21 protein-coding genes are annotated in these 23,706 nt (G+C 58.1%); 13 read left to right on the top strand and 8 right to left on the bottom strand.

The genetic code is table 11. The features are described from left to right. Positions 1-89: 89 nt before the first annotated feature. From EDC23_RS02705 to EDC23_RS02685, 5 genes are all read left to right on the top strand, one after another. Positions 90-536, top strand: coding sequence for an ATP-dependent zinc protease family protein (locus EDC23_RS02705; protein ID WP_134080866.1), 447 nt, complete (start codon positions 90-92; stop codon positions 534-536). Between the two features lie 38 nt (positions 537-574). Continuing rightward, positions 575-1,480 (top strand): 30S ribosomal protein S6--L-glutamate ligase, encoded by a 906-nt coding sequence (rimK, locus tag EDC23_RS02700; RefSeq protein WP_134080864.1) that lies wholly within the window; start codon positions 575-577, stop codon positions 1,478-1,480. 4 nt (positions 1,481-1,484) lie between these two features. Next, positions 1,485-2,543, top strand: a complete 1,059-nt coding sequence (locus tag EDC23_RS02695; protein WP_134080862.1) for a succinylglutamate desuccinylase/aspartoacylase family protein — start codon at positions 1,485-1,487, stop codon at positions 2,541-2,543. Between the two features lie 277 nt (positions 2,544-2,820). Further along, positions 2,821-4,170 carry an adenosylmethionine--8-amino-7-oxononanoate transaminase gene (locus tag EDC23_RS02690; protein ID WP_134080860.1) on the top strand — a complete coding sequence of 450 codons (1,350 nt, stop codon included), beginning with the start codon at positions 2,821-2,823 and terminating at the stop codon, positions 4,168-4,170. 11 nt (positions 4,171-4,181) lie between these two features. Further along, a complete protein-coding gene (locus tag EDC23_RS02685) occupies positions 4,182-4,937 on the top strand; it encodes a 16S rRNA (uracil(1498)-N(3))-methyltransferase (protein ID WP_134080858.1) in 756 nt (251 codons plus the stop codon). A 175-nt stretch (positions 4,938-5,112) separates the two neighbouring features. Here the strand turns inward: EDC23_RS02685 and EDC23_RS02680 are convergent, their stop codons facing one another. From EDC23_RS02680 to pilG, 8 genes are all read right to left on the bottom strand, one after another. Beyond that, entirely contained in the window at positions 5,113-5,628 is a 516-nt protein-coding gene (locus EDC23_RS02680; RefSeq protein ID WP_134080856.1) for a chemotaxis protein CheW, read from the bottom strand. Continuing rightward, positions 5,621-6,640 carry a chemotaxis protein CheB gene (locus EDC23_RS02675; RefSeq protein WP_166668752.1) on the bottom strand — a complete coding sequence of 340 codons (1,020 nt, stop codon included), beginning with the start codon at positions 6,638-6,640 and terminating at the stop codon, positions 5,621-5,623. Before EDC23_RS02675 ends, EDC23_RS02680 begins: the two co-directional genes overlap by 8 nt. Positions 6,641-6,763: 123 nt before the next feature. Continuing rightward, positions 6,764-12,418 (bottom strand): Hpt domain-containing protein, encoded by a 5,655-nt coding sequence (locus EDC23_RS02670; protein WP_134080853.1) that lies wholly within the window; start codon positions 12,416-12,418, stop codon positions 6,764-6,766. Beyond that, a complete protein-coding gene (locus EDC23_RS02665; RefSeq protein WP_243830703.1) occupies positions 12,415-13,296 on the bottom strand; it encodes a CheR family methyltransferase in 882 nt (293 codons plus the stop codon). Before EDC23_RS02665 ends, EDC23_RS02670 begins: the two co-directional genes overlap by 4 nt. Before the next feature lie 34 nt (positions 13,297-13,330). Continuing rightward, complete coding sequence (locus tag EDC23_RS02660; protein ID WP_134080849.1) at positions 13,331-15,358, bottom strand: methyl-accepting chemotaxis protein; 2,028 nt, start codon at positions 15,356-15,358, stop codon at positions 13,331-13,333. A 99-nt stretch (positions 15,359-15,457) separates the two neighbouring features. Beyond that, positions 15,458-16,009: a chemotaxis protein CheW gene (locus EDC23_RS02655; RefSeq protein WP_134080846.1), complete on the bottom strand. Its 552-nt coding sequence runs from the start codon at positions 16,007-16,009 to the stop codon at positions 15,458-15,460. A gap of 5 nt (positions 16,010-16,014) precedes the next feature. Continuing rightward, positions 16,015-16,380 carry a twitching motility response regulator PilH gene (gene pilH / locus EDC23_RS02650; RefSeq protein ID WP_134080844.1) on the bottom strand — a complete coding sequence of 122 codons (366 nt, stop codon included), beginning with the start codon at positions 16,378-16,380 and terminating at the stop codon, positions 16,015-16,017. Positions 16,381-16,446: 66 nt separating this feature from the next. Further along, positions 16,447-16,830, bottom strand: coding sequence for a twitching motility response regulator PilG (gene pilG, locus EDC23_RS02645; RefSeq protein ID WP_134080842.1), 384 nt, complete (start codon positions 16,828-16,830; stop codon positions 16,447-16,449). A 357-nt stretch (positions 16,831-17,187) separates the two neighbouring features. Here pilG and gshA point away from each other — a divergent pair, with 357 nt between their 5' ends. From gshA to ruvX, 8 genes are all read left to right on the top strand, one after another. Then, the gene (gene gshA, locus EDC23_RS02640) at positions 17,188-18,486 is read left to right on the top strand and encodes a glutamate--cysteine ligase (RefSeq protein ID WP_134080840.1); all 1,299 of its coding nucleotides are present in this window, start codon (positions 17,188-17,190) and stop codon (positions 18,484-18,486) included. 5 nt (positions 18,487-18,491) lie between these two features. Continuing rightward, positions 18,492-19,445, top strand: a complete 954-nt coding sequence (gene gshB, locus EDC23_RS02635) for a glutathione synthase (RefSeq protein ID WP_134080838.1) — start codon at positions 18,492-18,494, stop codon at positions 19,443-19,445. Between the two features lie 5 nt (positions 19,446-19,450). Continuing rightward, complete coding sequence (locus EDC23_RS02630) at positions 19,451-20,521, top strand: FAD:protein FMN transferase (protein WP_134080836.1); 1,071 nt, start codon at positions 19,451-19,453, stop codon at positions 20,519-20,521. Next, complete coding sequence (locus tag EDC23_RS02625) at positions 20,518-20,877, top strand: NusG domain II-containing protein (protein ID WP_134080834.1); 360 nt, start codon at positions 20,518-20,520, stop codon at positions 20,875-20,877. The genes EDC23_RS02630 and EDC23_RS02625 overlap by 4 nt, the downstream gene beginning before the upstream one ends. Before the next feature lie 215 nt (positions 20,878-21,092). Continuing rightward, complete coding sequence (locus EDC23_RS02620) at positions 21,093-21,602, top strand: Gx transporter family protein (RefSeq protein ID WP_134080832.1); 510 nt, start codon at positions 21,093-21,095, stop codon at positions 21,600-21,602. Further along, complete coding sequence (locus EDC23_RS02615; RefSeq protein WP_134080830.1) at positions 21,595-22,497, top strand: energy transducer TonB; 903 nt, start codon at positions 21,595-21,597, stop codon at positions 22,495-22,497. Before EDC23_RS02620 ends, EDC23_RS02615 begins: the two co-directional genes overlap by 8 nt. A gap of 151 nt (positions 22,498-22,648) precedes the next feature. Further along, positions 22,649-23,212: a YqgE/AlgH family protein gene (locus EDC23_RS02610; RefSeq protein WP_134080828.1), complete on the top strand. Its 564-nt coding sequence runs from the start codon at positions 22,649-22,651 to the stop codon at positions 23,210-23,212. Further along, positions 23,209-23,688: a Holliday junction resolvase RuvX gene (gene ruvX, locus EDC23_RS02605; protein ID WP_399359069.1), complete on the top strand. Its 480-nt coding sequence runs from the start codon at positions 23,209-23,211 to the stop codon at positions 23,686-23,688. The genes EDC23_RS02610 and ruvX overlap by 4 nt, the downstream gene beginning before the upstream one ends. Positions 23,689-23,706: the final 18 nt, after the last annotated feature.

Genomic DNA, 23,706 nt, shown 5'->3' with positions numbered 1-23,706 from the left:
CCCGGTCAACCTTTCAGCCACACCTGCTTGACCCCCCTACAACGGGTCGGCATAGTGTGGCTTTCTTCTTTTCAGGGTCGTGATTTTCCATGTCCACAGACAGGTTGCAAACGATTGGCTGGCGCGAGTGGATTCGACTGCCCGAACTGGGCATCGAATATATCAAGGCCAAGGTCGATACCGGTGCCCGCAGTTCGGCTCTGCATACTTTCGACCTGGAGCCGTATCAGAACCAGGGTATCGATATGGTCCGCTTCAAGATCCACCCGGTGCAACACAACTCGAAACAGATCACCGAATGCCATTGTCCGGTGCTCGATCAGCGCACGGTCACCGACTCCGGCGGGCACAGGGAAAAACGCTTTGTCATTGCCACCGAAGCCTGTCTGGCCGACCTGTGCTGGAAAATCGAAATAACGCTGACCAACCGGGACACCATGCGTTTTCGCATGCTACTCGGGCGCACGGCCATGGCCGGCCGTTTTCTGGTCGATCCCCAAACCTCTTATCTCGCCGGACGTAGGCCCGGTCGCTGAGAGAGGTTACACTGTCCATCTCAAACTCCGGAGTCCGTATGAATATTGCGATCTTGTCGCGGAACGCAAAACTCTATTCCAGCCGCCGGCTGGCCGAAGCGGCCAAACAACGCGGTCACGACGTCAGCGTGGTCAATCCACTTAAATGTTATATGGATATTACCAGTATGCGGCCCGGCATCTATTACCGGGGGGAACAGCTGCGGGGCTTTGACGCGGTGATCCCGCGCATCGGTGCCTCGATTACCTTTTACGGCACCGCCGTCTTGCGCCAGCTGGAAATGATGGGCGTCTACCCCGTCAACGAGTCGGTCGCCATCGGCCGCTCGCGCGACAAGCTGCGCTCCCTGCAACTGCTGGCGCGCAAGGGGATTGGCCTGCCGGTGACCGGTTTTGCCCACGATGTCGACGACACCGGCGAGCTGATCAAGCTGGTTGGCGGGGCGCCGCTGGTGGTCAAGCTGCTGGAAGGCACCCAGGGCAAGGGGGTGGTGCTGGCCGAGACCAAAAAGGCGGCGGAAAGCGTTATCGACGCCTTTCGCGAACTGAACGCCAACTTCCTGGTGCAGGAGTTCATCAAGGAGGCCGGCGGCTCGGACATCCGCGCCCTGGTCATCGGCGAGAAGGTCGTGGCGGCGATGATGCGTACCGCCAAGGAAGGCGAGTTTCGCTCCAACCTGCATCGCGGCGGCTCGGCCAGGGTAATCAAACTGACCCCGGAGGAGCGCTCTACCGCGGTGCGCGCCGCCAAGACCATGGGCCTGAATGTCGCCGGGGTGGATATCCTGCGCTCCAACCACGGCCCGGTCATCATGGAGGTTAACTCCTCCCCGGGGCTGGAGGGGATTGAACTGGCCACCGGCAAGGATGTGGCCGGGCAGATCATCGACTTCATCGACAAGTCCGCCAAACCCCACAAAACCAAGACCCGGGGCAAGGGTTGAGTCGATGGACGCCGAGTTCATCTCCGTCAACGGTAACCGGATCCCGCGTAACAGCCGGGTCACGCTCGATCTGCCGGTTGCCCGACTCTATACCCACTCCCAGGTGGCCATGCCGGTCCAGGTCATTCGCGGCAAGAAGCCCGGCCCGGCACTGTTTGTCAGCGCCGCCATCCACGGCGATGAACTCAATGGCGTGGAAATCATCCGCCGCCTGTTGCGGCTCCCGGTGCTGAAACGCTTGCGTGGCACCCTGTTTGCCATCCCCATCGTCAATGTTTACGGCTTTATCCAGCAATCGCGCTACCTGCCCGACCGGCGCGATCTGAACCGCAGTTTCCCCGGTTCGGAGCGCGGTTCCCTGGCCGCCCGGGTGGCCTACCAGTTCATGCACGAGATCGTCGAACAGAGCACCCACGGGATCGATCTGCACACCGGCGCCATCCATCGCACCAACCTGCCGCAGATCCGCGCCAACATCGATGATTCGCAGACCGCCGATCTGGCCCATGTGTTCGGCGTACCGGTGATCCTCAATGCCGATCTGCGCGACAACTCCCTGCGCGAGGCGGCGGCGGAAAAAGGCATTCCCATGCTGCTCTATGAAGCCGGCGAGGCGTTGCGTTTCGACGAGGTCAGCATCCGCGCCGGGCTCAAGGGCATCACCAATGTGATGCGTCATCTGGAGATGCTGCCACCCTCCCGCAGCCGACGTCAGCGCGAACACAAGCCCCTCTACGCCCGGGCCAGCAGCTGGGTCCGGGCCCCGGCCGGCGGCATTCTGCGCACCATGGTGCCGCTGGGCGGCAGCGTGGAAAAGGACCAGCTGCTCGGGATCCTGGCCGATCCCTTTGGCGAACATGAGATGGAAATCCAGGCCCCCTGCGACGGCATCGTGATCGGCCGCACCAACCTGCCGCTGGCCAACGAGGGCGACGCCCTGTTCCACGTTGCCCGCTATCGCAAACTGGAAACCGTCACCGCCCGGGTCGAGGAATTCACCGAACAGCACCAGCCCGATACCGATCCCGGCAGCCCCCCTGACGCCGAGCCGCCCATTGTATAAAGTTCCAGATTTGGCAAAATCACATGCAACGCATTTCACCGCAGAGACGCAGAGGATGCAAAGAAATATAATGATATGCGGAAGATACTTTTAGCCTCGACCAGTTATCCTGAAGATCATCGCTAATTAAATCCACTTACTTTATATTTAGTTACCATATTTGAATTACCACCCGGTACCATAGTTTATTTATTCTCTGCGTCCTCTGCGTCTCTGCGGTGAAATAATCTTTTGAGAACCCTATACAACCACTCGTTATTAATCTGAGTATACAGTTATGAATAACAAAGAATTAATGCAACGGGATCTGTCGGTGCTGTGGCATCCCTGCACGCAGATGAAAGACCACGAATCACTTCCGGTCACTCCGATTAAACGCGGGGAAGGTGTCTGGCTGGAAGACTTCGACGGCAACCGTTATATTGATGCCATCAGTTCCTGGTGGGTCAACCTGTTCGGTCACTGCAATCCGCGTATCAACGACCGCATCAAACAGCAACTGGACACGCTTGAGCATGTCATTCTGGCTGGCTTTACTCACCAACCGATCATAGAACTCTCGGAGAGGCTGATCGACATCACGCCGGACGGTCTGTCACACTGCTTTTATGCCGACAACGGTTCCTCGGCCATCGAGGTCGCGCTAAAGATGAGTTATCACTACTGGCGCAACACCGGCAAGCCTCAAAAGACCAAGTTCATTACTCTGAGTAATAGCTATCACGGCGAGACCCTGGGTGCACTGGCTGCGGGCGATGTACCTCTATACAAAGAAACCTACAAGCCGCTATTAATGGACGTAATTACTGCGCCCTCGCCCGACTGTTTTTATCGCGAACCGGGAGAAAGCTGCCGGGATTACAGTGCGCGCCAGTTCGAGCACATGCGCGCCTTGCTTGAACGGCATAGCGATGAGGTCTGTGCCGTGTTCATCGAGCCCCTGGTACAATGCGCAGGCACCATGCGCATGCACGACCCGGTCTATCTCAAGCTGCTGCGCGAGGCCTGTGATGAATACGGCGTGCATCTCATCGCCGATGAGATCGCGGTCGGCTTTGGTCGCACCGGCACCCTGTTCGCCTGCGAACAGGCTGACATCAGTCCCGATTTCATGTGCCTGTCCAAGGGGCTGACCGGCGGCTATCTGCCGGTCTCGGTCACCCTGACCCATGAGCGGATCTATCAGGCCTTTTATGACGAGTACGATAAACTCTCCGCCTTTCTCCACTCACACAGTTACAACGGTAATCCGCTGGGCTGTGCCGCAGCCCTGGCTACCCTGGATATCTTCGAACAGGACGATGTGATCGAACAAAACAGGCGGCTTGCAACTGTCATGCAACAGGCAACCGAACACCTCAAGGATCATCCCCACGTGGGCGAAGTGCGTCAAACCGGCATGATCCTGGCGGTAGAGATGGTCAAGGACAAGGCAGCGCGTATCACCTACCCATGGCAGGAACGTCGTGGATTGCATGTCTATCAGCACGCCCTGAAAAACGAGGCCCTGCTGCGTCCGCTGGGTAACGTCTCCTACCTGATGCCGCCCTATGTCATTACCCCGGAACAGATTGAACACCTGGCCCGGGTGATGACTGAAGGGATCGATCTGGCCACCCGCGACTGACATCCCCTCGTATGCGCATTCCCCGCTTCTATCAGGATCAGCCCCTGCGCGCCGGCAGCACCATCGAGCTGGACACAGCCGCCATGCGCCACAGTATCGGTGTGCTGCGCCTGAAACCTGACGACAGCTTGATCCTGTTTAACGGGGATGGCAGAGATTACAGTGGCAAGCTGACGGCCATATCCAAGAAACAGGCCAGCGTCTATATTGAAGCATCGCATGCAGTAGACAACGAATCCCCCCTGCAAAGCCATCTTGCACTGGGTATCGCCAAGGGCGAACGCATGGACTATGCGATCCAGAAAGCGGTGGAACTGGGTATCAATCACCTGACCCCGCTGCAGACCGAACGCTGTGTTGTACAACTGGATGACAGGCGTGAGCAAAAGCGCCGCCTGCACTGGCAGGGCATTATCCGCAGTGCCTGCGAGCAGTCCGGGCGGGCGGTCTTGCCAAAACTCGATCCGGTGACCGCGTATCAGACGTTTCTTGAAACCCCTTTGGCCGGACAGCACATGATTCTCGATCCGCGCAGCGAACAGGACCTGTCAGACTGCAATCGACCGCAGCCGCTTGTCCTGATGATCGGTCCCGAAGGCGGCTTTAGCGAGGCGGAACGCAAACTGGCCTATCAACACGACGCCATCGGCGTCCGTCTCGGCCCACGGATCCTGCGCACCGAAACCGCCGTCGTCGCCGGCCTCACCGCCGCGCAAACCCTCTGGGGTGACCTCGACCAGGCCCCTTCTCAAGGTCAGAATGATTAACGCGGAGTTCGCGGAGGCGCGGAGACGCAGAGTGAAAAATAAACTGACTTAAGTGAGAATCTTCGGCGAAAGCGTTGGACAAGGACGCAATGCCCTCAATTTAGCGAGACAAAACCTTTACTCTCCGCGCCTCTGCGTCCTCTGCGTTACATTCCAGAGAACTCGAAAAAAGGACTCACACCACCTGCAGACGCTGGATGCGGGATTCGAGGTCGTCGATATCAGGGACGACCAGCGAGACGCCGTCAAGCTGCACGAAACCGGCGATGGACTGCCGATCACCCAGGTCGCGTGAATCCGGCGTAACCTGTTCTTCACGGGCCAGTTTCAGACTGGGCAGCCCCTGGGTCACGATGGCAATATAGGGAAGCCGTGGATTACCCTGCAGGGTATTGAGTACGGCGACGCGTGCGCCATCCAGCGCACCGGGATCCTGACCGCCACTGGCCACCTCAAACGAGACCAGCGGGACCTTGTGTTCACGCCAGGTAATTTTTCCCAGGTACCAATCGGGGGCGCCCGGCTGCGGTTCCGGCTCGAGATAGCCGACCACTTCGGCCACCGCCGCATTGGGCAACAGGATCGACTCCTCGTACATGGGTATCTGCAGGCAGTGAACCGCATCACTGGCCTGTTTGCCGGTCACCGCCATCCCGTCGCGGCGTGTATTAATGGGGGTAATTTCAGCCATAGTCTGCCTGCCGTTGTGTCAGATGTTCCACCAGTTTAGCGGCCAATTGCTCCGGCGTGCCAGTATAGCTGCTGACGCCGGTATTGCGAACCTGATCGGGCATGTTGCTGATGACGCAGCTTTCTGCCTCCTGGGTCCAGATCGGGCCGCCCATGGCATGCATGGCGCGCACACCCAGGACACTGTCATCACACATGCCACTGAAAATAATCGCCCCGCTGTTAGCGCCAAAACGCAGGCCGATATCGGTGATAACCGTATCAATCGAGGGCGTGTAAAACGAAGGAATCACCTGGGGGAGTAACTCGATCACCCCGATGGGATTAATTCTCAATCGCTGCCCGACTGGCGCGACAATGATTTCACCATGGTGCAGCGAGTGGCCGACCCGGGCCGGCATCACCCTGAGGGGCGTGATGCGATCCAGTTGTTGCGCCAATAACGGCTCAAAACTGGCGCCAAGATGCTGAGCCAGAATCAGACTGGCTGGAAAATCCTCGGGCAGCTTCGCCAGAAAGCGTTTGATGGCATCGGGCCCCCCCAGTGAAGCCGCCAACACCCAGACCCGGGTCGCCAGGGTCTTGTCCCGCGCCGACAATGTTTCATTGACAGCATAGCTGCCGGCCTCCATATCCGGCATTTCACCTTCCAGCCGGCCTGTAATTTCGGCAATCTTGCCCATCAGAATACCGAACCATTTGCCCTGTTTTCCCGGTTCATTAAATGCCAGGGCGCTGACATCATTAAATATAATCGGGATCTCTGTCGACTCAAGCAACTTTTCCAGTAACAAATGCTGTGTTTCATCCCCTTCGTCGAGATCGAGCAGCAAAACATCGATCTTGTTGTGGGGAATTTTGGCAATGAAACTGTCACTGAAAGGCTCATTCAATATAACCCGCAGGCCCGCACGCTCGAATATCTTCTGCAGCTTATCACGGTGGCGCGAGGAAGCCGTGGCCACCGCGATACGAATCCCGCGCAACTCGCTCTTCGGCAAATTTACCGACATGAATATTTCGCCATCCATAGAAGCAGTTTTGCCGCGTTCATCCTGTTAAAAGTCTTCCGGCAAGCTCGCCAGGAGCCTTTCTGTCCATCAATGCTTACCAGAAGGACGGAGCGGGATCACAACTTACTGTCCGATCAATGAGTTGATATTTTCCAGTAACGAGGCATCGTTATAGGGCTTGCCCATATAGACATTCACACCGACATCCATAGCGCGCTGACGATGTTTCTCACCCGTCCGGGAGGTGATCATGATAATGGGGACATCCTGGGTACGCTCGCTGCCGCGCATATTGCCCGCCAGCTCGTAACCATCCATTCGGGGCATTTCAACGTCCAGCAGCATGATATCGGGAACCTGTTCCTGTAACTGTGACAGGGCATCCACGCCGTCTTTTGCCTGAACCACTTCGAAGCCGTTGCGTTCGAGCAAACGTGTCGTTACCCGGCGAACAGTAATCGAGTCGTCAACAATCATCACCACCGGTTTGGTATGCACTTTCGGTGCTTCTTGCGGTGTGAGATCGATTACCTCTTCTTCTCGGTGGACCGCGGTCAGGCGGACGAGAACCGCGAGATCCAGAATCAGCACCACGCTGCCATCGCCCATAATGGTTGCGCCCGAGATTCCGCGCAGCGTACTCAGTTGCGGGCCGACAGGTTTAACCACGATTTCGCGACTCCCTGTCAGCCCCTCTACCCGTATTGCGGCGCGGTAGTCACCACTACGCACCAGCAATAAGGGCAGTCGTTCATCATCATCCGGCACAGCCGGCACAGTACCGCCCAGCAGGTTGCCCAGATGCAGCAATTTGTAATCTTCATTAACCCAGGTATAAACCGGATCATCACTTTGCATCAGTGTCCGTAGTTCCCTGTTGCTGATACGTTCGACACCCTGAACATTGAGCAACGGCACAGCGTACAATTCATCACCGACATACACCATCAAAGCCCGCGAGATTGCCAGGGTCAGTGGCAGACTGATGGTAAAGCTTGCTCCGCGCCCTTCTTCGGTATCAATTTCCAGCAGGCCGCCAAGCTGCTTGATTTCACTGTTCACCACATCCATACCCACGCCCCGACCGGCGATCTGGGTTACCTCGTCGGCGGTACTGAAGCCTGACTGCATAATCATATTAAGCAGGATGTCCTTGTTGACCTTCTCGCCCGGATTGAGCAGGCCGCGTTCGATAGCTTTTTGGTGAATCGCTTTCAGATCAAGTCCCTTGCCGTCGTCGTAAATCCGAATCACAATATCCGAGCCTTCACGGGTAAGCGCCATATTGACATTGCCGGTATCGGGCTTACCGGCTGCCTGGCGTTGTTCAGGACTTTCAATACCGTGCGCCACAGCGTTACGCAGCATATGCTCGATGGGCGGGATAACCCGATCCAGTACCTGGCGATCCAGTTCTGCATCCACTCCGGCCAGATGCAATTCCACCTGTTTACCCATCTCATCGGCGGTCTGGCGCACAATACGCCGCAGACGCGGTGCCTGTCCCGAGAACGGCACCATGCGGGTACGCATCAAGCCTTCCTGCAGTTCGGTGTTGACCCGGGACTGTTGCAACAGCAGGGTTTCGGACTCACGGGTAACGTTACCCAGAATCCCCTTGATACTGTCCAGATCGCTGAGACTTTCCATCATCCCGCGCGACAGATGCTGCATCTGGGTAAAGCGGTCGAATTCGAGCGGGTCAAAGTCTTCATACCCCTTCTCCAGACGTTCTTCTTTCTTGAACTGGATCTGGGTTTCCGCCTCGATCTCGAACTGGCGCAACTGCTCACGCAAACGCGACACCGTGTCATCCAGTTCCTGCAAATTGAAACGGAAGGCGTTGGTCTGCTGCTCCATGCGTGAGCGGTAGATGCTCACCTCACCGGCAAAATTGACCAGATTATCAAGCAGGTCAGCACGTACCCGCACCTGTTCATACTGTACCCGCGAGGCCTTGCGTCGATCACGCGAACCATCACCGTCATCCTCGGCCGGTTGCTGTGTCGAAGCCGCGCTCGGAAGCTCTGTTTCTGCCGCAGCTTCCGGCGCTGTATCCGCCAGCTCGCCATCCGGGGCTGCTGCATCCGAATTAACGACGTCGTCCTCGACAACGGCGCCTGACGCAGCGTCAACGGTCTCCGCGTTCCCGGCTTCTGTCTCCGCAGTCTCGTTGCCGCCTGCCTGTCGTCCCAGGCTCGGGCGTCCCAGCAGGCTGTCCACTTCCTGAACCAGATCCTCGGCCGGCTGCGGGCGTAAGCTCTGTTTGACCTGTTCCAGCATGCCGACCAGCCGATCCTGCGCGCGCTGCACCAGGCCGAACATCGGCGGCGAAACCGCCATGTGACCATCCACCACGGCCGTCAACATCGACTCGAGACTGTGACCGAGATCGCCGATTTCGGATACCCCGGCCATGCGTGCGCCCCCCTTGAGGGTGTGCAGTTGCCGTTGCAACGACTCGATCAGCGCCTGGTTATCCGGCTCATCGCGCCATTGCAACAGGGTATCATCGCTTTGCTCCAGAATTTCCTCACCTTCCTCAATGAAGATATCCAGCAAATCCGAATCGTAATCCGCCGACAGGGGCTCGGCCGACGCTGACGCTTCTTCTTCGGGTTGTATTGCTTCCGCCGGCGCTGACACCTCTTCTTCGGGTTGTGTGGCTTCCGCCGACGCTGACGCCTCTTCTTCGGGTTGTGCTTCCGGCTGCCGGGGGGGGGCGGGAGTCGCTGGCGACTCGCCCTCTGCCGGTTGCGCTATTTGCTGCTCGAGATCACTGGACTCCGGCGGCTCAAAATTATCCAGCATAGACTGGATCGAGGCCATTAATCCGCTGCTGTCGGGCAATTCCGCGCCGGGTTGTTCAATAATCTCGACCGCCCGCGAGACATAGCCGTGCAATACCTCCAACAGCTCGACCATGGCCTGATCCACTGGCTGGCTGTATTGCTGCAGTTCCTTGATGTATTTTTCAAACACGCTGCACAGCTCGGCAACGCTCGTTATTCCCGTGGTGCGCGAACTGCCGGTGAGGGTATGCAAGGCACGCAACAGATCGTTACTGGCACTCCGATCGACCCCGTCATACCAGTTAGAGATATATGTCTGCAGGGTCGCCAGATGGGTATCCACCTCCTTGCGATAAATATCCAACAGGACCGGATCAATCCCCGCTGCCTCGGTTTCGTTTTCTTCGATGTTTATGCTCTGTTCCGGCGCCTCTTGCGTCGCATCAGCTGACGAGGACGATGCCGCCGTCTCGTCAGGCGCCGGTGCGGCGGAGGACTCTTTTAGTGCCACCGACTTGCCGTGACTCAGGGCATCGGCATGCTCCATCAGGGCGAGGACGGATTGTGACGGCCGGCTCCCCTGACGAAACTGCTCGAATATCTCGGGCAGGGCTTGTTCGGCCTGCTCCAGGACCTGGAACATTTCCGGTCCGGGCTCAATAGTCTTATCGATCACCCGATTGAGCATGTTCTCAAACGCCCAGGCGAACTCGCCGACATCACTGGCGCCAACCAGCCGGCCACTGCCTTTGAGGGTGTGGAAAGAACGACGCAAATCATGAAGCGCCTGATTATCCTGAGGATTATTCAGCCACTGCGGTAACAGGCGCTGGATATTGGCATGTTCTTCTTGCGCTTCTTCCATGAAAATGTCGATGATTTCATCATCGACTTCGTCAAACCCCGATGCCGGCTCACTCTGCTGTTCCGTTGCAGGTGACTCTTGCTCCTCCACAAGGTCCGCCGCTGCGGCAGGCCGCTCCACACTTTGTGCTCCGTCCTGCTCAGATTCGGTAAAATTTTCTTCCCCGAAACTCAGCTCAACATTCTGCTCTTCAGTACTCTGTATACCTTCAAGCCCGGTTTCATCAAGGTTGTCTAAATTGACGCTGAGATCATCGACTGCACCCAGAACGACGGCCTCCTCATCATCCTTGTCGGGGGAATCACCGGAGTTATCCACCGTATTCTCGAGTTCGCCCCCGTCCTCTTCTGACACGAACCAATCTTCCGGCGTCGCCTCGTCGATTGATCCGCCGTCAGGGTTTCGGGGAGTCGCCGGTTCCGCCTCGGAAAGGCCCTGAGACAGATGATTCAGACTCTGCTCTGCGACATTGAGGATGGCATCGGGATTGCCCCATTTACCTGCCAACGATTCCAGATAATATTCGATGCTGCTGATGGCGTCGGCCAGATGATCCAGGCTGTCTTCGTCCGGTGCCGCCGTATCGACCTGCAACTTGCGGATATAACCTGTCAGCCGATCAAGCAGATCGGCCGCGCGATCCAGATTCAGGATCAGAATACTGCCGCGAATCTGCTCAAAAGAGTGCGGCACCGCAGCCAGTATGTCGCGGTTGCCGGGTTCCCGGCTGAAATCGCTGAGCACTTCCTTGATTCGCGCCAGCTCGACCTTGGCCTGCTCGATGACGGTCTGCAGCAGCTTCTGGCGCTCGACACCCTGCAGACGCTCGGCGCTCTCGGCCTTGTCAGTGTTTTCGTCATATTCCTCATTGGCGGCACGGGCAGTGGCGATTTCTCCCAGCGAGTTTTCGATCGAAAGCATGGCGCCGGCCATGTCCATCAGCGTCGTGTCATCTACTTCCCTTTCACCTGAGACCATCGCCTCGAGAGTTTCAATCTGCTCATTGATCACATTACGTTGTACGCCAAGCCCCAGCATGCCGAGCGTATCCGCCATCTGCTTGAGTGTGTCGCAAACAGGACGGAGTTCTTCGCTATGCCGCTCTTCCGCCCGGACAAACAGATCCAGGTTATCTTTGACCCGGGTCAGATCTTCCAGCAGCACGGTCGAGACTGTTTTCATCAACTGGGCGTTCGGACCACTCAGATCGGCACGCGCCCGTTCCAGCTCACCCGCGCCGGGAAGGATATCCTTCAGCTTGAAGGCTTCTTTGATCTCGCGGGTCAGTTCCCCGTCCGATTGGGAGCTGGCCACATAATAGAGCAGGTTTTTCAGCAGCTCGGCGGGGGGCTCGTGGCTCAGCGCGGTAACGCCGTTATCAATGATCTTCTTGAATTGACGGTCCAGCTGACCGAGTAACAGCTTGATGGAGACATTGCTGTCCAGCCCGCCCTGACGCAGACTCTCGACCAGACCGCTGGCCACCCATAACAGGCGATTCATTTCTTCCTCGCTGGCCGACTCGCGCAAGGTGTTAATCACCTCGGCAATGCGGGCCAGCGAGGCGTCGCTGTCCTGATCGCGGAACCAGCCCAGTAACCCCAGGTGGTAGTTATGCCGCAGTTTGCGGGTCAGCTCACTGAGGTTCTCGCCGGTAATGGTCTCGTTGACCGGCGCCTTGACTGCCAGATCGGGATTGAACAGGGCATTATCTGAAAGCAGGGATTCACCGCGGGTTGCGCGCATGTCATTGAGCAGCGGCAACAGTACCATCGGCATATCCTGGTGACCGGCCAGCAGATGGTCCAGGTAATCGGGCAGCTGCAGAATCCCCCGCATCAATACTTCATAAGCATCATTGCGATTGCCGATTTCACCTTCAATCAAGCTGTCGAGAAGGTGCTCCATCTCCTCGGCAGCCATTGCCGCGCCGTACAACTCGACCATTTGCAATGTGCCGTATACCTGATGCAGGTAGTTTTTGACAAATTGCAGCTGGGTTTCATCCGCCTCATCCTCGACATACACTTCCAGCGCGGAACGCGCCTGACCCAGCGTGTCATCCAGCTCCGCTTTAACCCAGCTCAGGGTATTGAGATCGAGGTCGTTATCCACGCTCATGCCTCAGTCTCCAGCGCTGAGCGTCGATAAGCCAGAGCACCCTGCCGACTTTCGGCCTGGACCAAAGGATTGTGCCAATCGATAATTTCACCGGCGCCCAGCACCAGCAGACCACCCGGTTTGAGATGTTCCGCCAGGTAATCCAGGATTTCCAGGCGCCGTTCGCGCGGGAAATAGATCAGAACATTCTGGCAAAAAATAATGTCCATCTTGCCGATGCGGGACTGGCCCAGCTCCAGCAGATTCTGGCGCATGAAGCAGACGCGTCGCTGTAACTCGGGAATAACCTGTACATGCTGTTCGTCCAGTGCCTCAAAATAATGAGTCTGGAACGATTCGGGCAGATTCTTGATCCGGTGGTAATGGTAAACACCCTTGCGCCCGGCGGTCAGTGCCGCAGAGCTGACATCCGTAGCGGTAATACCGAGATAGGCACAACTGCCGCTATGGATGAACAGATCGTCAAGCAAAATCGCCAGTGAATAGGCTTCCTCGCCGGTGGCGCAGCCGACACTCCAGATGTCAAAGCGCTCGGAGCTTGACGGGTGCTGCTCCAGCCACTGCCGGGCGTGCTGCCGCACCACGGCCAGAGCCTGTTCGTCGCGATAGAAACGGGTTTCATGAACCGTCAGCCGATCGACCAGAATCTCCCATTCCACGGCGCCGCGGGCGCCGGTCGTCAGATAGTTGAAATAGGTCTCATAGTCGGCAATGCCCAGTTCCTGCATGCGAATGTTAAGACTGGAGATCAGAAAGGAACGCCGTCTCGACGGCAAATAGATGCCCGTGCGCCGCTCCAGCAGGTTTGCCCAGCGGCTGAATTGCGCCTCATCCATCGTCTCGCTCGGCGACGATAGCGGCACGGGTTTGTCTAGCACAGCCGTCAATCGACGTTCCTCCAGCACTGTGCGGTTATTGTTGCGGCAGACGGAAACCGGCAACTGAATGGCGTAGTTCATTCGCCAGTTCGGCCAGATTACCGATGGAAGCCGCCGTTTCGTTGGTCCCGGCCGACGTCTGGGTGGTGATCTCCTGAATCACGTTCATGGTGTCGGAAATATTGGTCGCGGCCGTGGCCTGCTGTTTCGCCGCATTGGAGATATGCGCAATCAGTTCCGCAAGATGATTGGAGACCGATTCGATCTCTTCCAGTGCGGTACCGGCGTCCTGGGCCAGCTTGGCCCCGTGTACTACCCCGGAAGTACTCTGTTCCATGGAAGCCACCGCCTCGTTGGTATCCGACTGGATCGCTTTTACCAGCGCGTCGATCTGGCGGGTCGCGTCACCGGAACGTTCCGCCAGGCGCTGGACTTCGTCCGCAACCACCGCGAAACCACGCCCGGCCTCCCCGGCCATGGCCGCCTGGATGGCGGCATTCAGGGCCAGAATGTTGGTCTGCTCGGCGATGTCGTTAATCAGCTCCACGATGTCCCCGATTTCCTGCGAGGATTCACCCAGACGTTTGATACGTTTGGAGGTTTCCTGGATCTGCTCGCGGATAGTGTCCATCCCGTGAATGGTACGTTGCACCGCGTCGGAGCCCTTGCCCGCGATCTGTACCGCGCGCTGGGCTTCATCGGCCAGCTCGGCCGCGTTGTTGGATACGCCTTCGATAGAGACCGCCATTTCATTGATCGCGGTACTGGCGCCGGTGATCTGCTGCGCCTGGTGATCGGAGGCTTCGGCCAGATGCATGGCCGTGGCCTGACTCTGCTGGGCCGCCGAGGAAACCTGCTCGGTGGTATCGTTGATTGCTGATACCAGACTGCGCAGGGCGTCGATCGCGTAGTTAATGGAGTCGGCGATCGCGCCGGTGATGTCCTCGGTGACCGTCGCGGAGACGGTCAGGTCACCGTCGGCCAGGTCACCCATCTCGTCCAGCAGTCGCAGGATCGCTTCCTGGTTCTGGGCGTTGGTCTGCGCGATTGCAGAACGCTGCTGCTCGATCTCTTTGAGTCGTTTGCGTGAATCGCGCCAGTAGAGAATCCCCATCAACACCAGCAGCACAATGGTCAGTGCCGCGAATGCATAAACCAGCACGGCTTCATAGCGCAACTTGATGGCATTCGCATAAGCCTCACCCAGTTGCTGAACATCGGTTAACACGCCATCCGATTGGGCCAGGACTTCTTCCGCGGCGTTGGAGACCTCAAACATCTCGGGAGAACGTTCCAGAATCCCCCCGACCTGCTCGCGCAGGGCACGGAACTGCTCCTGTACCTGTTCCAGTTTTTCGCGTGAGGCGGGATCGGTTATGCGGCGAATCCCCATGTTCCGGTTACCCCGCAACATGTCCGTGATAACCCGGCCGAACAACGCCGCATCACGACCGAAACGGTCCGCGGCGGTCACCGCCTCTTCACCCCCTTCCAGTATCCGGTTAACGTTACTGTGAATACGCTGGGTCAACATCAACTGCCGGGTGGCGATGTAGATCTGATCGGGCTCCGCCCCCTGTTCGGTCATGGTGGCAACGACTTCGTCGGAGAGGGCCAGCAGGTTCGGGATCTGTTCATTGATATTCTGGATATGCTCGCGCATGGTGGTCACTACGTCGCGGTTCTCGAGCATGACATCGACGTTACGGCGATACGCTTCCCAGGACTCGTTCATTCGCTCCAGCGCGGCAGAAGCTTCTGGCGGCGTTCGCGCCGACTGCCAGCGGATACCTTCATTAAACTGATCACGCACCTGCGACAATTTCGGAAAAGCGTCGAGATCACCGCGTGCCGCCTGGGTGGCAAACTTGGCGATTTCCTGCGACAGCACCTGCTGACTACCGGCCCGGTCGACGTATTCCACGTCCTGCGCCTCTTTCTGGGCGTTGAGGTAGAAGCTGACCCCCATTGCCAGTACCGAGGCCAGTAATGCCAGACCCAACAGCGCGAGCAGACGGCCTGTCGAGACCCCTCCTTTCAGACTGATACCTTTGACTTTCATATCTTTACTCCTGCCATCGCATTCGTTTCTGCCGGCATTGTTATTAGCTGTACTGTCCCGCCGTCCTGCCTTGCCGGTACAGACTGTGACACGACGCCCCTAACCGCGCGAGGCGACCTCCATAAACCGGGTGCTTTTCGCCAGATTCCGCATATCGAAAATGCCCCAGACCGTGTTTCCCTGTTTGAACGCGCCATTGAGGTAGGTTGCCAGATTGGTGGACACCGCCGGCAACTGGTCGCTGCGTTCTTCTTCAAAAAAGTGGCGCATCCCCAGAACTTCATCCACCAACAGGCCACTGGTAAAACCACCCTGTTGAATTACCAGCACCCGTGACTCGCGTTGCAACTTGACGGGCTCCTCGCCCAGAAAGGCTTTAAGGTCCATCACCGGCACCAGACTGCCCCGGATATTGGCAATACCCTTGACCCAGGAGAGCGCACTGGGCACCCGGGTTAACGGGGGATACTTGAGTATCTCCAGCACCTCGTCGGTCGGCGAAACCAGCTGCTGATCACCGAGGCGAAAACCGATACCCGACCAGGTCCGGCGTACTTCGATTTTTTGTGGCAGACCCAGTGCTTTTTGCTGGCTGCGGAACTCGATATCCCGCAGCAGCGCAAACGGCTCCTGACTCCGGACTGCCGCCATCTCTTTCAGCCGCCCAGTACCGCGTTGATTTTATTATTGAGATCCGTCTCTTCGACCGGCTTGGTAATATAATCCCGGGCGCCCTGACGCATACCCCAGACCCGGTCAGTCTCCTGATCCTTGGTCGTTACGATAATAATCGGAATATTCTGGGTATCGGGATCCTTGGTCAGGGCCCGGGTTGCCTGAAAGCCGTTCATCCCCGGCATCACCACATCCATCAGCACCAGATCCGGACGGGTCTCCTTGGTGCGGGCAATCCCGCCTTCGGCATTATCCGCGGCATCGACCTGGTGGCCGTTTTTCTCCAGCATTCCCTTGAGCACGTGGGTCTCGGTCGGGGAATCGTCGACAATCAATATGCGCGCCATTTAGTTAAACCTCCTAACACTGAACTGAACAGAATCGTGCCGTCACGTGACGGGTTGTTCTCAGATTTATTCCAGTACCAGACTCTTGATCGCCCCGAGCAACTCTTCTTTGGTAAAGGGTTTGGTCAGGTATTGCTCCGAGCCCACAATCCGTCCTCGCGCCCGGTCAAACAGCCCGTCCTTGCTGGAGAGCATGACCACCGGGGTATCCCGAAAAACCTTGTTATTCTTGATCAGGGCGGTTGTCTGGTAACCGTCCAGCCGCGGCATCATGATATCCACGAAAATGATGTCCGGATGGGTATCCGCAATCTTGGAGAGGGCCTCGAACCCATCCTCGGCGGTAATCACCTCACACCCCACTTTTTTCAACAGAGTCTCCGCGGTCCGGCGGATGGTTTTACTGTCATCGATCACCAGGACCTTGAGACCTTCGTAACTGTCTGTCATTGCTTGCTCTGCCAACACCCGTGCCCACCTGCGTTGAAAATCAAGACCGACTGGAAATTCTTCTCATTCTCAATTGACCCCAGTATAGCCCAGTGCCTCCGAATATTTAACACAGATTTGAGAAACAATCTATAAGTGCGTATATTTTCTCGATAATTTCGTTTCTGTGCGACGGCGATCCGGGCTCCGGGTCGGGAGAATGTCAGTCTTATCGGCGTACTCCTGCTATAACGGCAGGTCGTAACGATACTTTATTTTTCTCATCGAATAATCGATAGCGGATATGGCCTGCGTCCGCGTTCATCTTGGGGTAGTATTTCACTATATTTGCTACCTGAAAAGCCAGCGAGAAAATCAATGAGCGTTGAGCATCTACATGCCGTCCCCCATCTGACCACCGCCCTCTCGGGGCCGCTGCACGATATCGAGTCCCATTTTCTGGCTCACCAGGCACACATCGAGGCCTGGTTCCGCAGCGAGTGGGTCAAGACCCCGGCCCCGTTTTACGCCTCGGTCGATCTGCGCAATGCCGGTTTCAAGCTGGCCCCGGTGGACACCAACCTGTTCCCGGCCGGCTTCAATAATCTTAACGAGGCCTTCATGCCCCTGTGCATTCAGGCGGCACAGGCGGCCATCGAACGGGTCTGCCCCGATGCCGCCAAAGTGCTGATTATCCCCGAAAGTCACACCCGTAATCCCTATTACCTGGAGAGCGTGGCGACCCTGACCGAGATCATTCGCAAGGGCGGCTTTGAGGTCCGGATCGCCAGTCTGAACGAGGAGCTGCCCCTGCCGCAGACAATCGAACTGGAGTCGGGCCGCAGCGTGCTGCTGGAAAAACCCGAACGTCGGGACAAACGCCTGACCCTCGGCGACGACTTCGATCCCTGCGTGGTTCTGCTCAATAACGACCTCTCCGGCGGCCGTCCGGCTATCCTGGAGAACCTGGATCAGAAGGTGATCCCGCCGCTGAATCTGGGCTGGGCGGATCGCCTCAAGTCGGAGCACTTTGCCCACTACCGCTCGGTGGCCCAGGAATTTGCCCGCATGGCGGAGATCGACCCCTGGTTTATCGACCCCCTGTTTCGCAATTGCGGCGAGATCAACTTCATGAAGCGCGACGGGGAGGAGTGTCTGCACAAAAATGTCACCCGCCTGCTGGGGGATATTCAGAAAAAGTATGACGAATACAATATCGACAAACCGCCCTATGTCATTATCAAGGCCGACGCCGGCACCTACGGCATGGGTATCATGAGCGTCCAGTCCGCCGAGGAGGCGCTGGAGCTGAACCGCAAACAGCGCACCAAAATGTCCAAGAGCAAGGGCGGTCAGGCCGTGACCCAGGTGATCATGCAGGAGGGGGTTTATACCTTTGAAACCTGGGGTGAACAGCAGGCGGTTGCCGAACCGGTGGTCTATATGCTGGATCACTTCGTGGTGGGCGGGTTTTACCGGGTACACAAGGAACGCGGCAGTACTGAAAATCTGAACGCCCCCGGCATGCACTTCGAACCGCTGGCCTTCGCCGAAAGCTGCAACACCCCGGATGAGAGCAAGGCTCCGGACGCCAACCCGAACCGCTTCTATGCCTACGGTGTCATCGCCCGCCTGGCCCTGCTGGCCGCGGCCCGCGAATACGCCGAGCATCCGTAACTTCCATGACGATTCAGCTGGGCGTGGTGATGGATCCCATCGGATCCATCAATTACAAAAAAGACTCGACCCTGGCCATGCTGCTGGCGGCCGCCCGGCGGGGCTGGCAACTCCATTATATGGAGCAGCCCGATCTCTATCTCGACGGCAATCGTCCCGGCGCCCGCAGCCGTCCATTAACTGTCCGGGCCGATCCCGAAAACTGGTACGAACTGGGTAGCGAACAGGCGCAGCCCCTCGAGGCACTGGATGTGATCCTGATGCGCAAGGATCCGCCGTTCGATCTCGACTTTCTCTATGCCACCCACCTGCTCGAACTGGCCGAGGCGCGCGGTGTGCGGGTGGTCAATAAGCCGCAAAGCCTGCGCGACGCCAATGAAAAACTGTTCACCGCCTGGTTCCCCGACTGCATGCCGCCGACCCTGGTCAGCAGCCAGCCGGCCCAACTGCGCGAGTTTTTGAACAAGCACCAGGACATTATTGTCAAACCGCTGGACAGCATGGGCGGCAGTTCGGTGTTCCGGCTGCAGCGTGACGGACTGAATACCGGCGTCATCCTGGAGACCATGACCCAACACGGCAAAAGGCTGATCATGGCCCAGCGCTTCGTCCCCGAGATCCGCGAGGGCGACAAACGCATCCTGCTGATCGACGGCGAACCGGTGCCCTATGCCCTGGCCCGGATCCCCGCCGCCGGTGAGACCCGCGCCAACCTGGCGGTGGGCGGTCGCGGCAGCGGGGTACCACTGAGCACGCGGGACTACCAGATCTGCGAACAGGTGGCACCGGTGCTGCGCGACAAGGGCCTGCTGTTTGTCGGGCTGGATGTCATTGGCGATTATCTGACTGAAATCAACGTCACCTCGCCGACCTGCATTCGCGAGCTGGATGAACTTTATCAGCTGAATATCGCCGACCAGTTAATGCACGCAATCGAACAACATTTATCCACGCAGTAATCATTATGAACCGTTTAAAAATCCTGTTTAGTACCTTTATTTTCGTTTTTCTGCTGAGCGCCTGCCAGCAGGAGCCCGAGCCCGAAGAACACAAAAGCACCATGATGGTGTTCGGCACACTGGTCACCATCACCCTGTGGGATGTGGAAGAGGACAAGGCCAATGAGGCGATCAGCGCCGTGGCCGACGATCTGAGTTTTATGCACGAGGCCTGGCATCCCTGGCGCCCCGGCCCCATGGGCCGCATGAACCAGCTGCTGGGGATGGCCGGTGAATTTACCGGAAATATTTCGGTCATACCGCTGATTGAAAAATCCCGCACCCTGTCAGAACAAAGCCAGGGGCTCTTCAACCCGGCGCTGGGCAAGCTGGTGAAGTTATGGGGTTTTCATCAGGAAGATATGTTTGCCAGCTTCCCGCCCCCGCAGGAGGAGATCGACAAATTGCTGGCGGCGAATCCGCAGATCAGCGATATCAGGATCGATGACGTGCGGATCAGTAACGACAATCCCGCCGTGCGTCTCGATCTGGGCGCCATCGCCAAGGGCGAGGCGGTAGAACGGAGTATCGACTATCTGCGATCTATTGGCATTGACCATGCCATGGTCAATGCGGGTGGTGATCTCAAGGCCATCGGCCGTCATGGCGATCGCCCCTGGCACATTGGTGTGCGCCATCCGCGCAAGCAGTGTCAAGAAGAGAATCAGGCCGAGTGCCTTATCGCCCGACTTGATGTACGGGACAACGAAGCTGTCTTCACGTCCGGCGACTATGAACGCTATTTTGAAGACAACGATAAACGTTATCATCATATTCTCGATCCGCGCACCGGCTATCCGGCGGATCAGACCACCTCCGTCACCGTCATTCACCACGACGGCGCCACTGCCGACGCCGCTGCCACGGCATTGTTTATCGCCGGGCCCGAGCAGTGGCCGCAAATTGCCCGCAACATGGGCATCGAACACGTCATGTTAATCGACAAACAGGGCCGGGCACACCTGACCCCGTCAATGGCCGAGCGCATCGAACTGCAGGACGATGATATCGAAACCGTGATTCAGGAATTACCATGACCCTGGCCGACAAAGCGGTGGTGTTCATCGCCGTGCTGGCGGCAGGACTCAGTTTTTACTTTGCCTGGCAACCCTCCGCGCCCGGTACACTGCTGGAGATATATCAGGACAACACCCTCTATGAACGTCATTCATTGAATGAACCGGCCACCCTGAACGTGCCGGGCAAACTGGGCGACAGCGTGATCGAGATCGACCAGGGGCGGGCGCGTTTTCAATCCTCGCCCTGTACCAGCAAATTCTGCGTCCACGCCGGCTGGATGCAGCAGGCCGGCGACGTCATCGCCTGCCTGCCCAACGGCGTCCACATCCAGATCCACGGCGGCCAGGGCCGCTTCGATGCGATTGCTTTTTGACATACAAAACCTTCAACGCAGAGACGCGAATACTAATTATGAATTTTTAATGTTGAATTTTAAATTTTGAACTTTTTTATCAGGGACAGGCACATCAAGCAGGCTACTCAAGGCACTGGCGCGCCCAAGAGTTAATTCAAAATTCAGCATTTAAAATTCAACATTACACCTGTCTGCGTTAAGCTCTTTGCCTGAATCACCCGGGCCTCTCAAAATTGAAACTACACCTGCACCCCACTGTCGAAGATCATCGTATTGCCTGGCTGGCGGCAGCGGCGGTGTCGATCCATATTCTGGAGGCGCTGCTGCCCAGCCCGCTGCCCGGCTTGAAACCGGGCTTTGCCAATGTCATTACCATCTGCGTGCTGTGTCTGTACGGCTGGTCGACAGCGGCCTGGGTCAGTCTGCTGCGGGTGCTGGTGGGCAGTCTGTTGCTGGGGACCTTTTTGTCGCCCACCTTCATGCTCTCGCTGGCCGGCGCGCTGGCCTCGTTGTTGATCCTCTGGCCCATGACCCGCCTGCCCGGGCGCGGCTTCGGGCCGGTCGGTTACAGCCTGGCCGCGGCCATGGCCCATATCAGTGGCCAGTTCCTGCTCGCCTGGGGCTGGTTTGTCCCGCATGCGGGGATCTGGAGACTGTTTCCGGTTTTGCTCAGCTTTGCCGTGCTGGTGGGACTGGTCAACGGTATAATTACCCAGAAAGTGGTAAAACATCTGCATGACTGAAGCTGTACGCAACAATTCGAACCCGGTAACCCCGGGCGATCGGTTCGGGATGACCCTGTTCCTGGCACTGGCGATACACGCCATCCTGATTCTTGGCGTGGGATTCGATCTGACCGATCCCGACGCCAATGACGCCCTGACCACCATGGAAGTCACCCTGGTGCATAACGAGTCGGACGCCGAGCCGGAAGACGCCGAGTATCTCGCCCAGGCCAACCAGGAAGGCGGCGGCAATGTGCAGGAAAAAGTCCGCGACAGCAGCCCCTTCTCCAATCCGCAGCCGACCGACGAGAGCGGCATGGCGCCCGACAGTCCGCAGGACCTGGCGCCCCCGCCCACCCCGGAACAGACAGCCCGGCAGGAAGTGATGACCGCTCCCCGGACCCCCGAGAAGGTCGACAGCGAGACGCAACAGGAGAAGGAACCGCCGCAACCGACGGAGGTCACCGCCGCCCAGCTCTACGAGCGCAGCCGGCAGATCGCCCGGCTCAGCGCCGAGATCGACGAGATGAAACAGGCCTATCAAGTCACTCCGCGGGAGACCTACGTACGCGGCGCCAAGACCCGCGAGCACCGCTTTGCCGCCTATCTCGATGCCTGGCGCGCCAAGGTCGAACGGATCGGCAATCTCAACTACCCCGAACAGGCGGTGCGTAACAACCTCACCGGTGATCTATTGCTCGATGTCGCCATCAACCCCGACGGCACCCTCAAGTCAGTCCGCGTGTTGCGCTCTTCGGGGCACGAGGTACTAGATGAGGCGGCACAGAATATCGTCCGCCTGGCCGCGCCGTTCCCGCCCTTGACCGAGGCGATCCTGGAAGACACCGACATCCTGCACATTCCCCGGGTCTGGCGGTTTAAAAGCGGATCGACGCTGGGGTTAACACGCTAGAGTGGGTCAGGTTGCGCGAAGCGCTACCTGACATTCTCCGTATCGCCAGCGTCACTGACAGAATTAACCAGCTTATAAAGTGTGCATGAAATTTGAAATAGTTGTTTAGATGCAACTTGTCTGTGCCGCCATCCTGCCCGATACTTGAAGCATGAGTTACATCGCCCAACTGAGTAACCAGTTTCTCATCGCCATGCCGTCCCTGGCGGATCCCAACTTTGAGCACACGGTCGCCTATCTGTGCGAGCACAATCCGCAGGGCGCGCTGGGCATCATCATCAACCGGCCCACCGATCTGACCCTTACCGATCTGGCCACGCAGCTGGACATCGAGGTGACCGAGCCGGAACTGGCCGACACGCCGATCTACCAGGGGGGGCCGGTCCAGCTGGAACGCGGCTTCGTCCTGCACACCCCGCTGGGCGAGTGGGACAGCACCCTGGAGGTCACCCCCGAGGTGGGGCTGACCATGTCCCAGGACATCATCGACGCCATCGCCGGCGGGGTGGGGCCGGAGCAGTTTCTGATCGCCCTGGGCTATGCCGGCTGGGGCGAAGGCCAGCTGGAAGAGGAGCTGGCCGCCAACAGCTGGCTGAGCGGCCCGGCCGACAGCCGGATCATTTTCGACTACCCGGTGGAAAAACGCTGGAGCGCCGCGGCGGCGGGACTCGGCGTGGATATCGCGACCCTGTCGACGGACATGGGTCACGCGTGAGTCGACCCATGACCCGACCCACACCCCGACCCAGAACCCTGCTGGGGTTCGATTACGGTCTGCGGCGCATCGGCGTGGCCGTCGGCCAGGAAGTGACCCGCAGCGTCGCCCCGCTCATCACCCTCAGTCGCAAGACCGACAAGCCCGACTGGGACGCCATTACCCGGCTCATTGCCGAATGGCAGCCCGATCTGCTCATTGTCGGCCTCCCCCTGACCCTGGAGGGGGAAGACCAGGAGATGACCCGGCGCGCAAGACGCTTTGGTAATCAGCTCAAAGGGCGTTACAATCTGCCCGTCGAGATGGTCGATGAGCGGCTGACCTCCTACGAGGCGGAACAACTGCTCGAAGAACGCTCGCACAACGGAGCCGGCCGGTCCGATCCCGAGGATATCGATCAGGTCGCCGCGCAACTGATACTGCAAAGCTGGTTCGACCAGCAACTGACCCCGGAACAACATGAGCGAACGCCGTGACGTCCAGACCCTGCTGAG

The organism is Thiohalophilus thiocyanatoxydans (genome assembly GCF_004366735.1).
Classification (GTDB): domain Bacteria; phylum Pseudomonadota; class Gammaproteobacteria; order UBA6429; family Thiohalophilaceae; genus Thiohalophilus; species Thiohalophilus thiocyanatoxydans.
This window is presented reverse-complemented; position numbering and strand designations above follow the sequence as displayed.